Origin of the sequence: Desulfuromonas versatilis (assembly GCF_019704135.1) — a bacterium.
GTDB classification, from domain to species: Bacteria; Desulfobacterota; Desulfuromonadia; order Desulfuromonadales; family NIT-T3; genus Desulfuromonas_A; species Desulfuromonas_A versatilis.
On sequence record NZ_AP024355.1, the window covers coordinates 3,099,753 to 3,112,373 of the forward strand.

Sequence of the window (12,621 nt, forward strand, 5' to 3'; positions counted from 1 at the left end):
GCCGCCGGAAAGGGGTTGAACCTGCGAATACAGTAAGCGAAAAGGAGGACCGGTCAGCCGGTCCTCCTTTTTGTTTACCTGCCTTCTATAACCGCCCGATTTTCAGAGCCCGCCGAGCAGCCGGTGGAAGACCCCCGGAGCCACCATGAAGAGCATCAGCACGGCGCTGCCGAGGAGCATGCCGCCGAAGGCCCAGCGGGCGGCGGGGAGCGCCGGGCGCGCCGGGCGCGCCGGGGCCGTAGCGGGCCGGAACAGGCGGTAGACGATCCCCAGGTAGTAGACCACGCCGAGATAGCTGCCGGCGAAGGCCAGCACCGCCGGGACCAGGTGCCCGGAGGCGATCACCGACTTGAAGATGAAGAACTTGGCCAGAAAGCCGGGCAGCGGCGGGATCCCCGCCAGGGAGAGCACCGAAACCGCCAGCAGCAGGGCCGGCAGGGGCCGGGCGGCGAAGGCGCCGTCGAGGACTTCCAACTCGTCCGCCTCCCCCTGGGCGAGCAGGCCGAAGCAGGTGCAGGCGACGATGGTGGTGACGGCGTAGACCGCCACGTAGTAGAGCAGCGCCTCGACCCGTCCGCCGCCGGCATCGGCCAGGGCGAAGATCATGTAACCGCCGTGGGCGATGGAGGAATAGGCCAGCAGCCGCCGGAAGGCGCCCTGGCGGATGGCGGTGACGTTGCCGTAGAAGATGGAGAGGACCGCCAGGACGATGATGGCCCCATCCAACTCGCTGGGCAGGGGCGCCTCGCCGAGGATGCGCACCAGAGCCAGCACCACCGCCCCCTTGACGATGGAGGCGAGCAGCGCGGTGACCGGCAGCCTTGCTCCGGCGTAGGCGTCGGGGGCCCAGCCGTGGAAGGGGAAGACCGCCGCCTTGAGGAAGAAGCCGCTCAGCACCAGGGCGCAAGCGGCCAGGCCCAGCGGGCCGTCGGCCGTCGCGGCGACGAAATCGCCGATGGCCAGGGTGCCGCAGCTGCCGTAGCCCAGGGAGAGGCCGAAGAGGATCAGGCCGCTGGCCACCGCGGAGAGCAGCAGGTACTTGAAGGCCCCCTCGCTGGCGCTGGAGAGCCCGCAGCGGTGCACCATCAGGGCGAAGGCCGGCAGCGAAAGCAGTTCGATCCCCAGGAACAGAGAGATGAACCCGGCGCTGTCGAGCATGACCAGGGCGCCCAGCAGCGAGGCACCGAGCAGCAGCCGCGACTTGATGCCTGCGTCGCTGCTCAGGCAGCAGACCCCGTAGATGCAACCACAGCCGAGAATCACCAGGCGGCCGAGCAGGGCGAAGCGGTCGATGACGATCTCGCCGGGCACCGGCGCCGCGCCGTACCCCTGCGCAAGCTGCAGCAGCAGCACGGCGCAACCGGCCCCGGCGACCAGGGTAAAGAGCGGGCCGGCCAGGCGCGCGCCGCGGCCGAGGATTTCGCAGAGCATCAAGGTCACCAGCAGCGCCAGCAGCAGCTGTTCGGGCAGCAGGGCGTAGAAGAAATCAGCGGGCATGGGATTCTCCGTTGTCTTGCCGGGGGAAGGACATCCCCAGGATGGCGGCCAGCTGTTCCAGTCCCCCTTTGGCAAAGGGGGATTGAGGGGGATTTGCCTCGGCGGGGCGCAGCGAAATCCCCCCTGGCCCCCCTTTTTCAAAGGGGGGGACGGCGGCCCGGGCGGTCACCGCGGCCACGTCCGGCTGCACCCGGGCCATGAAGGGGGCCGGGGCGATGCCGATCGCGAGGATCAGCAGCAGCAGCGGGAGGAAGGCCAGCGCCTCGCGTCCACCCAGGTCGGGGAGGGCGCTCCCCTCGGGCGCCTGGCCGAACAACAGGGTGCGGGCGAAACGCAGCATGTAGCCGGCGCCCAGCACCATCCCCGAGCAGGCGAGGATCACCGCCGCCAGCGGCAACACGCCAAGCTCGGCTTTCCAGCCGGCCAGGGCCTGCTGGAAAGCGCCGAAGAGGATCATGAATTCCCCGGTGAAACCGCTGGTCAGGGGCAGGGCCACCGAGGTCAGCACGAAGAGCATCAGCACCACCGCCAGGCGCGGGGCGAGGGTGGCCAGGGCGGTGAGTTGCCGGTAGGCGGCGCCCCGCCGCTGCTCGAGCAGTCCCAGCGCCAGGAACAGTCCGGCGACCGCCAGGCCGTGGCTGAAGGTCTGGAGCAGGGCGCCGTGCAGGGCGCTCTGCTGAAAGCTGAAGATCCCCAGCACGATGTAGCCCATGTGACTGAGCGACGAGTAGGCCACCAGCAGCTTGAAATCCGCCTGGCGCAGCGCCAGCACCGCGCCGTAGAGGATGCTGAACACCGCCAGCGCGATCAGCCAGGGGGCCAGGGCCGCGGCCGCCTGGGGGCAGAGGGGGATGGCCAGCTTGAGCAGGGCGAAGGCCCCCATCTTGGAGAGGGCCCCGGCCATCAGCGCGGTGCCGGCCGGCGGCGCTTCGGCGTAGGTCAGCGGCAGCCAGGAATGGAAGGGAACCAGCGGGCATTTGATGGCGCAGGCCAGGACGATGGCGGCGAAGACGAAGAGCTGCGTCCCCCAGCCAAGCTGCAGGTCGAGCAGGGTTGCCAGCTCGAAGGACCAGCTGCCGGTCTGCTGCCAGCACTGCACCCCGAGCAGGATCACCGCCGCCAGCAGCAGCACCGAGCCGGCCAGGGTGTAGAGGAAAAAGGCCTGGGCGGCTTCGCGGCTTTTGGCCCCGCCGAAGACCAGGATCAGCACGAACATGGGGATCAGCACCGCCTCCCAGCAGACGAAGAAGAACATCAGGTTCTGCGAGAGAAAGGTCCCGAGCAGCCCGGCCTCGAGCAGCAGCAGCAGGGCCAGAAACAGCGGGCGGCGCGCCTCGGCGCTGGGCCAGGCGCAACCCAGCGCCACCGGGAAGAGCAACGCGGTCAGCAGCAGCAGATAGAGGTTGAGCCCGTCCACCGCCAGGTGCAGGTGGACGCCGAGTTCGGCGATCCAGGGGAGGTTGAGGTCGAAGGCGCCGCTGCGGGCGGCGGCGTAGCCGACGAAGATATGGGCTGCCAGGGCCAACACCGCGAGCATCGTCACTAGCGCAGCAGCGCGGGCCATCCCGGCAGAGCGGGCCCCCAGTACCGATACCAGCAGCGCCCCGGCCAGCGGCAGCAGGCAGATCAGCAGCAGCAGCGTCGCATCAAACATGGGCCACCCCCCACCAGAGAACCAGGGCCAGGCCGACGAAGACATAGAAGACGTAGGCCTTGACGTTGCCCGACTGCAGCCGGGAGAAGAGCCGCGAGGCGCCCCTCACCCCGCCGGCGGGCTTGTTGAGAATGCTCTCGTTCAAGGGGATCTCCACCCGTCGGGCGAGCAACCCCTCGGAGAACCAATCGAGGCAGCGCACCACCACCTGCTGGTAGAGAGCGTCGAAGAAGTAGCCGCGGCTCACCAGGGTATAGGCGTAGCCGGCCCGCTGCCGGGTCCGCAGCGCCCATTCGGGGCGGCGCAGGAAGAACAGCCAGGCGAGCAGGATGCCGCCGAGGGCGACGGCCACCGAGACCAGCATCAGCAGCAACTCCAGGTGGTGGTCGGCGAGCGCCCCCTCCCCTGCCCCGCCGAGCACCGGGGCGAGAAAGTCGTAGAACGGGGCCGAGACCCCCAGCCACTGCCGCCAGAGCCCGGGCAGACCGATCAGCCCCGCCGCCAGCGAGGCGCCGGCGAGCAGCACCAGGACGACGGCCATGGCCGGCGGCGCCTCGTGAATCTTCTTGAGCTGCTGCTCTGCCAGGTTGCAGGGCCCGAAAAAGGTCAGGAAGATGGCGCGAAACATATAGAAGGCGGTCAGGCCGGCGGTCAGCGCCCCCACCAGCCACAGGGCCGGAGAACCGCCGGGGGCGGCCCAGGCGTTCCAGAGGATCTCGTCCTTGGAGAAGAACCCGGCCAGCGGCGGCACGCCGCACAGCGCCAGGCTCGCCACCAAAAAGGTGGCGAAGGTCAGGGGGATCTTCCTCGCCAGGGCCCCCATGCGGCGCATATCCTCCTCGCCGTGCAGGGCGTGGATCACCGAGCCTGCGCCGAGGAACAGGCAGGCCTTGAAAAAGGCGTGAGTGGTCAGGTGGAAAAAGGCCACGTTGAAGGCCCCCAGGCCGCAGGCCATGAACATATAGCCGATCTGGCTCATGGTCGAGTAGGCCAGCACCTTTTTCAGGTTGAACTGGGTCAGCCCCATGCTGGCGCCGATCAGGGCGGTCGCCGCCCCGCCCCAGGCGACCAGGGTCATGACTTCGGGAGCCTGCAGGAAGACGCCGGAGAGCCGCGCGAGCAGGTAGACCCCGGCGGTGACCATGGTGGCGGCGTGAATCAGGGCCGAGACCGGGGTCGGGCCGGCCATGGCGTCGGGGAGCCAGACGTGCAGCGGCAGCTGCGCCGACTTGCCGCAGGCGCCGATCAGCAGCAGCAGGGCGATGAGGTTGGTCATCCCCGGGGTCGGCGCGCCGGCGGCGAAGGTGGCGGCGATCCCCTGGAAGTCGAGGGTGCCGCAATGGAAAAAGAGCAGGAACGCCGCGAGGATGAAGGCGGTGTCGCCGACCCGGTTGACGACGAAGGCCTTGATCCCGGCAGCGGTCTTCTCGGGGTCCTTAAACCAAAAGCCGATCAGCAGGTAGGAGGCGATCCCCACCCCCTCCCAGCCGGCGAACAGCACCAGCAGGTTCTTGCCGAGCACCAGCAGCAGCATGAAGAACAGAAACAGGTTGAGGTAGGCGAAGTAGCGGGCGAAGCTCTCGTCCTCGGCCATGTAAGCCACCGAGTAGAGGTGGATCAGCGTCCCCACTCCGGTCACCAGCAGGCACATGACCGCGGCCATCGGGTCGAACCAGAGGGCCGCGTCGACCTGGAACCCCTCCAGGGCCGCCCAGGCGAACAGGGTGACCTCGACGGGCGCGCCGCCGTCAGCCAGCCATCGGAACAGGCCAAAGCTCAGGGCGAAGGCCGCCGCCGGCAGGGCACAGGCGATCAGGGCGACCAGTCTGCGGGGGAGCCGGGCACCGAACAGGCCGTTGACCAGAAAGCCCAGCAGCGGCAGCAGCGGGATGAGCGTCAATTGGTTCATGGGCTACCCTTTCAGGCCCTGGTGGGCACCCAGGTCGAGGGACCCGTGGCGCTTGACCAGCAGCACGACGATGGCCATGGCCAGGGCGATCTCGCAGGAGGCGGCCACGTAGATGAAAAAGGTCATGGCGACCCCGGGCAGGCTCTGGCCGCGCACCGCAAAGGTTACGAAGCTCAGCACCACGGCGTTGAGCATGATCTCCAGGCACATCATGACCACCAGCAGGTTGCGGCGGATCACCACCCCGAGCAGCCCCAGGGAGAAGAGCAGCGCCGCCAGGGCGACGAGAAACTGGTACCTATCCATCGCGTCCCTCCTTGAGCGCCGTCCAGGCGGCGAGAATCCCCACCAGCAGCAGCACGGTGGCCAGTTCGAAGTGGAACCAGTAGTGTTTCATGAACGCCAGGGAGAAGCTGGCGAAGGTGAAGGGATCGGCCACCGCCGCGCCCTGCGGGACCGCGGGGAGGGTGCCGAGCAGCTTCCAGAAGGCCGCCGCCACCAGGGCCGCCGTCGCCAGCGCCGGAGCCGCCAGCCGGGAATAAGGGTGGCGGAAAGAGCTGTCGCGCTCGTCGAGCAGCATGATGGTATAGACCATGAAGACCATCACCGCGCCGACGTAGATCAACACCTGGAACACCGCCACCACGTGGGCCCCGAGACAGGCGTAGATGGCCGCCAGGCTGATCATCAGGCTGACCAGGGCCAGCGCCGCGCGCATCGGCTGGCGCAGCAGGATCACCAGCACCGCAAAGAGCACCGCCAGCAGGCTGAAAAAACCGATCAGGATGCCGCTCACGGGTGCACCTCCTCGCGCCCCGCCGCCGGGGCGGGATATTTTTTCGCCGGGTCGCCCGCCGGCTGCCAGCCAAGCAGCAGGTCCTGGGTGGCCCACATATTTTCCCGGTCGAAGCCGGGGAAGTCGGGGACCTCCTTGGCCATGCGGATGGCGTCCTCGGGGCAGGCCTCGACGCAGAAGCCGCAGAAGATGCAGCGCGAGTAGTCGATCTCGAAGCGTTCGGGGGCCTTGGGGTGGGTCGGGTGCTCGAGGTCGGCCCTGGAGAGGATCTCGATGGCGTAGGCCGGGCAGATGGTCGCGCACATGTTGCAGGAGACGCACTGCACCTCGCCCCCATCGCGCCGGGTCAGCACGTGGCGGCCGCGGTTGACCGGGGAGTAGTCGGCGCGGGTCTCCTCGGGGTAGTAGGCGGTCAGCGCCCCCTTGCGGAAGGTCAGCCACTTCCACAGGTTGCCGAAAAAGACCCCGCCGGTGATGCTGAGGCCGCGCACCACCTCGGGGAGGTAGAGGCGCTCCCAGAGGCCGAGGGTCGGTTTGTTCCAGTAGTCCTTCTTCATCCTAACCTCTCAGAACCAGCCAGCGCACCACCACCGTCGCCACCAGGTTCAGCGCCGCCAGCGGCATCAGGAACTTCCAGCCGAAATCCATCAGCTGATCGTAACGGAAACGCGGCAGCGACCAGCGGATCTGGATCATGAAGCAGCCGGCGAGAAAAATCTTCACCACGAAGGTGACCACCTGCAGCAGCACCACCGCCAGGTGGGGCAGCTGCCAGCTCACCCCGAAGGGGAAGACGAAGCCGCCGTCGCCCAGGTACGGCAGGTTGTAGCCGCCGAGAAACAGGGTCACCAGCAGCGCCGAGGCGACCACGATCTCGATGAACTCGCTGAGCATGAACAGCCCCATCTTCATGGCGCCGTACTCGGTGAAATAGCCCGAGACCAGCTCCGACTCGCACTCGGGCAGGTCGAAGGGGACCCGCTTGTTCTCGGCGATGGCCGCGGTGAGAAACAGCACGAAGGCTAGCGGCTGCAGGCAGATGCCCCAGGCCGGCAGGGCGCCGAAGAGCAGCTGCGACTGCCCCCGCACCATGGCCCCCAGGTCGAGGGTGCCGTAGCTGACCACCAGACTCAGCAGCGCCAGCCCCATGGTCACCTCGTAGGAGATCATCTGCGAGGCGGCGCGGGCCGAGCCGAGCAGGGAGAACTTGTTGTTCGACGACCAGCCGGCGAGCATGGTGCCGAGGATGCCGATCCCCGAGATGGCGAGCACCACCAGGATGCCGGCGTCGAGGTGGGCCACCTGCATGCTGTAGCTGCGCGCGCCGAAGAACTCGCGTAGCGCCGCGCCCAGCGCCGGGAAGAGCGGATCGAGCAGCTCCCCGGGGATCAGGGTGCCGCCGAAGGGGACCACGGCGAAGACCAGCAGCACCGGGACCGCCGCCAGCCAGGGGGCGAGGTTGTAGCAGAAGCGGTCGTAGGTGTTGGGGGTGAAGTCCTCCTTGAGCAGCATCTTGGCGCCGTCGGCCAGGCCGTGGAACAGCCCCCAGGCCACCAGCTTGATGTTGGTGAAGGGGATGCGGAGGTAGGCGCGGTTGGCGCCGATGCGGTCGGCCATGATCGCCGACTGCTTGCGCTCCACCCAGGTGAACAGGGTCGCCATCCCCAGCATCAGGCCGATGGCGAACCCCATGTAGAGCAGGTAGATGACCAGGTCCTGGATCATGCGCCGAGCCTCCCGAAGATGTCGCCGGCGTGCTGCGCCGACGCGGGCTTGTCGAAGACCTTCTCGAAGCGGTTGACGATCCCGTCGCAGTTGGTGTAGCTGCCGTCGCGCTCGAAGGGGGTGGAGAGGGGAATGAACAGCTCGGCCTCGGCCTCGCGCCCCGAAGCGAAGGCCGCGAGGTGAATCACCCGGGGATCGCCATAGGGGGCGTAGTCGACGCACTCGCCCCAGACCAGCACCAGGTCGTGGCCGGCGTCGGCCGTCCAGGGGCGCTCGCCGAACAGCTCGGCCACGCCGCGGCTGTTGGGGTTTTTGTCGGCCCGGATCAGCCAGCCGTCCTCCAGCACCTCCCCGAGCGCCGGCTGGCAGTCGCGCCGGGTATAGACGCTCAGCCGCTCGCCGAAAGCCGCCTGGAAGGCCGCCAGCTCTTCGTTGGAGGCCTGGGCGGAAACCAGCGCGGCGGGCTTTTTCGCCTCGCTCAGCAGCTGCCGCCCCAGGGCCAGCGCCTCCTCGACGGCGACCTCGCGGCCACGGACCTGCGGGCTCGACAGCCGCGGCCGGGCCATGGCCTTGTGCAGATCGTAGCCCTTGTTGCAGAGGAAGCGGCCGTTGATCTCGGGGTTCTCGAAAGGGGTGATGCGGTAGGCGCTGTGGTTGAGGCCCTGGTCGAGGGAGCGCACCTGCCAGTGGCGGTTGCGGCGCCAGACGTTGACGCTGCAGCAGCGGGCGCAGCCGCTGCAGACCGAGCGCACCGCCTCCAGGTACCAGACCCGGCTCTTGTAGAGAAAGTCGCGGGAGAGCAGCGCCCCTACCGGGCAGAGCCCGACGATGTTGTCGCCGTAAGGGTCGTCGAAGGGCTGCTGTTCCAGGGTCTGCACCCGGGCGTGGTTGCCGCGCTCGGCGATGCCGAGCTGGTTCGAACCGGAGAGCTCCTGGGTGAAGCGCACGCAGCGGCTGCAGAGGATGCAGCGCTCGCTGTCGAGCAGGATGCGTTCGCCCAGCTCGTAGAACTTGGGCTTGCAGCTGCGCGGCTCCTCGGCGAGGGGTTCGGCCTCGCCGAAGCGGACCTGGTAGTCCTGCAGCCGGCACTCGCCCGCCTTGTCGCAGATGCCGCACTCCCCCGGGTGGTTGATGGCGATGAACTGCAGCACCGCCGCGCGCGCCGCGCGCACCTCCTCGGTGTCGGTCTCCACCACCATCCCCGGAGCCACCGCCTGGTTGCAGGAGGGGACCAGCTTGGGTCGGCCGTCCACCTTGACCAGGCAGATACGGCAATTGCCGGCCACGGAGAGGCAGGGGTGGTAGCAGAAGTGGGGAATCTCGATGCCGCTGCGCAGCGCGGCCTGCAGGACCGTCTCCCCTTCCTGCGCCGCGATGGTCTGGTTGTCGATCTTCAGTTCGATCATGGGTCCTTCAATCGGGAAAATACTTGAAAATTCTTAAAAATACTTTCTCACCACGAAGGGCACGAAGAACACGAAGAGAACCAAAAACCGAATTTTTTCCTTCGTGTCCTTCGTGTTCTTCGTGGTGAAGCCGGATTTTGCGGTTTCAAACCTCCAACCGCCCCCCGAACATGGAGCGGCCGGTGTCGACGAAATACGCGAATTCGTCGCGGAACTTCTTCAGGAAGCTGACCACCGGCATGGAGGCGGCGTCGCCCAGGGCGCACACCGTGTTCCCCATGATCCCCTTGGTCGCCTGTTCGAGGCGCTCCAGGTCTCCCTGGTGGCCCCTGCCCGCGGCGATGCGGGCGATGATCTTGTCCATCAGCGCCGAGCCCTCGCGGCAGGGGGTGCACTGGCCGCAGGACTCGTGACGGTAGAAGCGGGTCAAGACCTGCAGCAGGCGCACCATGCAGGTCCCCTCGGCGATGACGATGATCCCCCCCGAGCCGAGCATGCTGCCGGCCTGCTGCACCGATTCGGCGTCGAGGGTGACGGCGTCGATCTCCTCGGTGCGCAGGATCGGGGTGGAGGAGCCGCCGGGGATCACCGCCTTGAGCGCCTTGCCGCCGCGGATGCCGCCGGCGTCGCCGAAGATCATCCTGCTCAGCGGGTAGCCCGTCGCCCGCTCGTAGAGCCCGGGCTTGTTGACGTGACCGGAGATGCCGAACAGGCGCGTGCCGCTGTTCTTCTCGGTGCCGATGGCGGCGTAGGCGGCGCCGCCGTGGGCGACGATCCAGGGGACGGTGGCCAGTGTCTCGACGTTGTTGATCACCGTGGGCGCCTGGTAGAGGCCCTTGACCGCCGGGAAGGGGGGTTTGTTGCGGGGATAGGCCTTGAACCCCTCGAGGGAGGTGAGCAGGCTCGACTCCTCGCCGCAGACGTAGGCGCCGGCGCCGCGGTGGACGATGATGTCGCAGGAGAAGTCGCTGCCGAGGATCTTCTCGCCGACCAGCCCGGCCGCCCGGGCCTCTTCGAGCGCCTCGCGCAGCCGGCGCAGCGGCAGGTCGAACTCGCCGCGGATGTAGATGAAGGCGTGGCGTACCCGCAGGGCGTAGGCGGCCAGCAGCATCCCCTCGATGAGCTGGTGGGAGGCGTGCTCGAAGATCCAGCGGTCCTTGAAGGTCCCCGGCTCCCCCTCGTCGGCGTTGCAGCAGAGGTAGACGGTGGGGCTCTGCTTGTCGACGAAGGACCACTTCATCCCCGTGGGGAAGCCCGCCCCGCCGCGGCCGCGCAGCCCCGAGGCCTTGACCTCGGCCTCGATGTCCGCCGGTTGCAGCCCGCCCAGGGCCTTTTCCAGGGCCCGGTAGCCGCCCCTGGCGCGGTAGGCGGCCAGGGTGTGGGAGTCGGCCGTCACGGGGAAGTTGAAGAAAATGCGCGGTTCGCTCATGACAGCTCCTGCAGGATCCGGTCGACCTCGGCCAGGGTCAGCCGCTCGTGGTAGGTATCGCCCACCTGCATGACCGGCGCGGTGCCGCAGGAGGCCAGGCATTCCACCTCGAGCAGGGTGAAGCGGCCGTCGGCGGTGGTCTGCCCGGCCTTGATCCCCAGCTTCTTCTCGAGGTGGCCCAGCAGCCGCTCGGCGCCGCTCAGCGAGCAGGCGATGTTGCGGCAGACCTTGACCACATGCTTGCCCACCGGCGCGCGGTAGAGCATGGAGTACCAGCTGAGCGCCTCCTTGACCTGCATGGCCGGCACCCCGAGGTATTCGGCGATGAACAGGGCGTCGCCTTCGCTCAGGTGCCCCTTCTCCTCCTGCATCAGCTGCAGCAGCGGCAGCACCAGCGAGGAGCTCATCTGCGGCGGATAGGTGCGGCGCAGGCGGTCGAATTTTTCGATCATGCAGTTCATCGGTCGCACTCCCCGCCGATCATGTTCATCGAGCCGAAGGTGGCGATGATGTCGGCCAGTTGATACCCTTCGAGCAGCGTGTGCATCCCCCCCATGTGGGCGAAGCTCGGCGAGCGCACGTGCAGCCGGTGGGGACGTCCGCCGCCGTCGCTGACCAGGTAGAAGCCGAGCTCGCCGTTGGGCGCCTCGTGGGCGCGGTAGACCTCGCCGGCGGGAACCTGGATGCCGTCGATGACCAGCTTGAAGTGGTTGATCACCGCCTGGGTGCGGGTGTAGACGTGGGCCTTTTCAGGAAAACTCACCCGCGGATCGGCGACGCTGACCGGGCCGCCGGGCAGGCGCTTGACACACTGACGGATCATCGAGACCGACTCGTCCATCTCGCGCATGCGCACGTAGTAGCGGTCGTAGTTGTCCCCCTGGATGCCGACGGGGACTTCGAAGTCCAGTTCGCCGTAGGCCAGGTAGGGGCTGTCCTTGCGCAGGTCGACGGGCAGCCCGGTGGAGCGCAGGATCGGCCCGGTGTAGCCCCAGTTCAGGGCGTGCTCGGGGGTCATGGCGCCCACGCCCCGGGTGCGGTCGATGAAGATTCGGTTGCGGTCGAGCAGACCGTGGATGCGCTCGATGTAGCGCTCGTAGAGCTGCAGGATCTCCTCGAGCCGCTCCAGCCACCCCTCGGGCAGATCGCGGGCCAGCCCGCCGATGCGCACGTAGGAGTAGGTCAGGCGCGCCCCGGTGAGGTGGTTGAGATGCTCGAAGATGTAGTCGCGCACCGTCATCAGGTAGAGAAAGGCGGTCATCGCCCCCAGCTCCATGACCGTGGCGGCGACGCAGGTGATGTGGTCGACCAGCCGGTTGTATTCCGAGAGCAGGGTGCGCAGCCAGAGGCAGCGCGGGGTCAGTTCGAGCCCCAGCAGCGTCTCCACCGCCTCGGCGTAGGCGAAGTTGTTGTTGAGCGCCGAGCAGTAGTTGAGCCGGTCGGTGTAGGGGATGATCTTGTGGTAATGGTGGTGCTCGGCCTCCTTTTCGAAGCCGCGGTGCAGGTAGCCGCAATGCACGTCGGCCTTCTTCACCGTTTCGCCGTCGAGCTCGGCGATGACCTGGATGGTGCCGTGGGTCGCCGGGTGGGAGGGGCCGAGGTTGACCACCACGCTGTTGGGATCGGCGGTCTGCTCCAGGGGGGAGCGAACCGGGGATTTGATTTCCACGTAATTCACCTTATTTGCGATACGGGACCAGGGGCTGTTCGCGGTCGATGGGGTAATCCTTGCGCAGCGGATGCCCCTCGAACCCTTCGTAGAGCAGGATCGGCCGCAGATCGTCGTTGCCGGCGAAACGGATGCCGTACATTTCGTGGGCCTCGCGCTCGAGAAAGCGCGCCGCGCCGTACCAGTGGCTGAGGGTCGGCACCCGCGGGCTGGCCTCCTCGACCCGCGTCTTCAGACGCACCCGCAGGTTGTTGCCCGAGCTGTAGAGGTGGTAGACCACCTCGAAGCGCGGCCGGCGCTCGGGAAAGTCGACGGCGGTGACGTCGAGCAGCAGGTCGAAGCCGAAATCGTCCTTGAGCCGTCGCACCAGCGCCAGCAGGCGATCGGCCGGCAGTTCGAGAACCAGCATGCCGAAGCTCTCCCAGGCCCTCTCGTAGAGGCCGAGCAGATCGGATTTGATGTCGTCGTGGATCATCGAATGCTTCTTTCGTCCTTTTGTCTTTACGTGGTTGGGCCTGTCACGCCTCACGCCTCAC

12 protein-coding genes are annotated in these 12,621 nt (G+C 67.7%); all 12 read right to left on the reverse strand.

From position 1 onward, the window contains the following. Window positions 1–102: 102 nt before the first annotated feature. The 12 genes from DESUT3_RS13955 to DESUT3_RS14010 all read right to left on the reverse strand — a co-directional run bounded on the left by DESUT3_RS13955 (window position 103) and on the right by DESUT3_RS14010 (window position 12,560). Window positions 103–1,497, reverse strand: a complete 1,395-nt coding sequence (locus DESUT3_RS13955; RefSeq protein WP_221249091.1) for an NADH-quinone oxidoreductase subunit N — start codon at window positions 1,495–1,497, stop codon at window positions 103–105. Further along, window positions 1,487–3,151 carry a complex I subunit 4 family protein gene (locus DESUT3_RS13960; protein WP_221249092.1) on the reverse strand — a complete coding sequence of 555 codons (1,665 nt, stop codon included), beginning with the start codon at window positions 3,149–3,151 and terminating at the stop codon, window positions 1,487–1,489. The genes DESUT3_RS13955 and DESUT3_RS13960 overlap by 11 nt, the downstream gene beginning before the upstream one ends. Then, window positions 3,144–5,060 (reverse strand): NADH-quinone oxidoreductase subunit L, encoded by a 1,917-nt coding sequence (gene nuoL / locus DESUT3_RS13965; protein WP_221249093.1) that lies wholly within the window; start codon window positions 5,058–5,060, stop codon window positions 3,144–3,146. Before nuoL ends, DESUT3_RS13960 begins: the two co-directional genes overlap by 8 nt. A 3-nt stretch (window positions 5,061–5,063) precedes the next feature. Then, the gene (nuoK, locus tag DESUT3_RS13970; protein WP_221249094.1) at window positions 5,064–5,366 is read right to left on the reverse strand and encodes an NADH-quinone oxidoreductase subunit NuoK; all 303 of its coding nucleotides are present in this window, start codon (window positions 5,364–5,366) and stop codon (window positions 5,064–5,066) included. Beyond that, complete coding sequence (locus DESUT3_RS13975; protein ID WP_221249095.1) at window positions 5,359–5,856, reverse strand: NADH-quinone oxidoreductase subunit J family protein; 498 nt, start codon at window positions 5,854–5,856, stop codon at window positions 5,359–5,361. Before DESUT3_RS13975 ends, nuoK begins: the two co-directional genes overlap by 8 nt. Beyond that, on the reverse strand, window positions 5,853–6,413 hold the full coding sequence (locus DESUT3_RS13980) for a NuoI/complex I 23 kDa subunit family protein (protein WP_221249096.1): 561 nt from the start codon (window positions 6,411–6,413) through the stop codon (window positions 5,853–5,855). The genes DESUT3_RS13975 and DESUT3_RS13980 overlap by 4 nt, the downstream gene beginning before the upstream one ends. A gap of 1 nt (window position 6,414) precedes the next feature. Further along, entirely contained in the window at window positions 6,415–7,581 is a 1,167-nt protein-coding gene (locus DESUT3_RS13985) for a complex I subunit 1/NuoH family protein (protein ID WP_221249097.1), read from the reverse strand. Continuing rightward, entirely contained in the window at window positions 7,578–8,987 is a 1,410-nt protein-coding gene (locus DESUT3_RS13990; RefSeq protein WP_221249098.1) for a 2Fe-2S iron-sulfur cluster-binding protein, read from the reverse strand. Before DESUT3_RS13990 ends, DESUT3_RS13985 begins: the two co-directional genes overlap by 4 nt. A 145-nt stretch (window positions 8,988–9,132) precedes the next feature. Then, window positions 9,133–10,416: an NADH-quinone oxidoreductase subunit NuoF gene (gene nuoF, locus DESUT3_RS13995; RefSeq protein ID WP_221249099.1), complete on the reverse strand. Its 1,284-nt coding sequence runs from the start codon at window positions 10,414–10,416 to the stop codon at window positions 9,133–9,135. After that, window positions 10,413–10,877: an NADH-quinone oxidoreductase subunit NuoE family protein gene (locus DESUT3_RS14000; RefSeq protein WP_221249100.1), complete on the reverse strand. Its 465-nt coding sequence runs from the start codon at window positions 10,875–10,877 to the stop codon at window positions 10,413–10,415. The genes nuoF and DESUT3_RS14000 overlap by 4 nt, the downstream gene beginning before the upstream one ends. Further along, window positions 10,874–12,085 carry an NADH dehydrogenase (quinone) subunit D gene (gene nuoD / locus DESUT3_RS14005; protein ID WP_221249101.1) on the reverse strand — a complete coding sequence of 404 codons (1,212 nt, stop codon included), beginning with the start codon at window positions 12,083–12,085 and terminating at the stop codon, window positions 10,874–10,876. Before nuoD ends, DESUT3_RS14000 begins: the two co-directional genes overlap by 4 nt. A 10-nt stretch (window positions 12,086–12,095) precedes the next feature. Then, complete coding sequence (locus DESUT3_RS14010; RefSeq protein ID WP_221249102.1) at window positions 12,096–12,560, reverse strand: NADH-quinone oxidoreductase subunit C; 465 nt, start codon at window positions 12,558–12,560, stop codon at window positions 12,096–12,098. Window positions 12,561–12,621 lie beyond the last annotated feature (61 nt).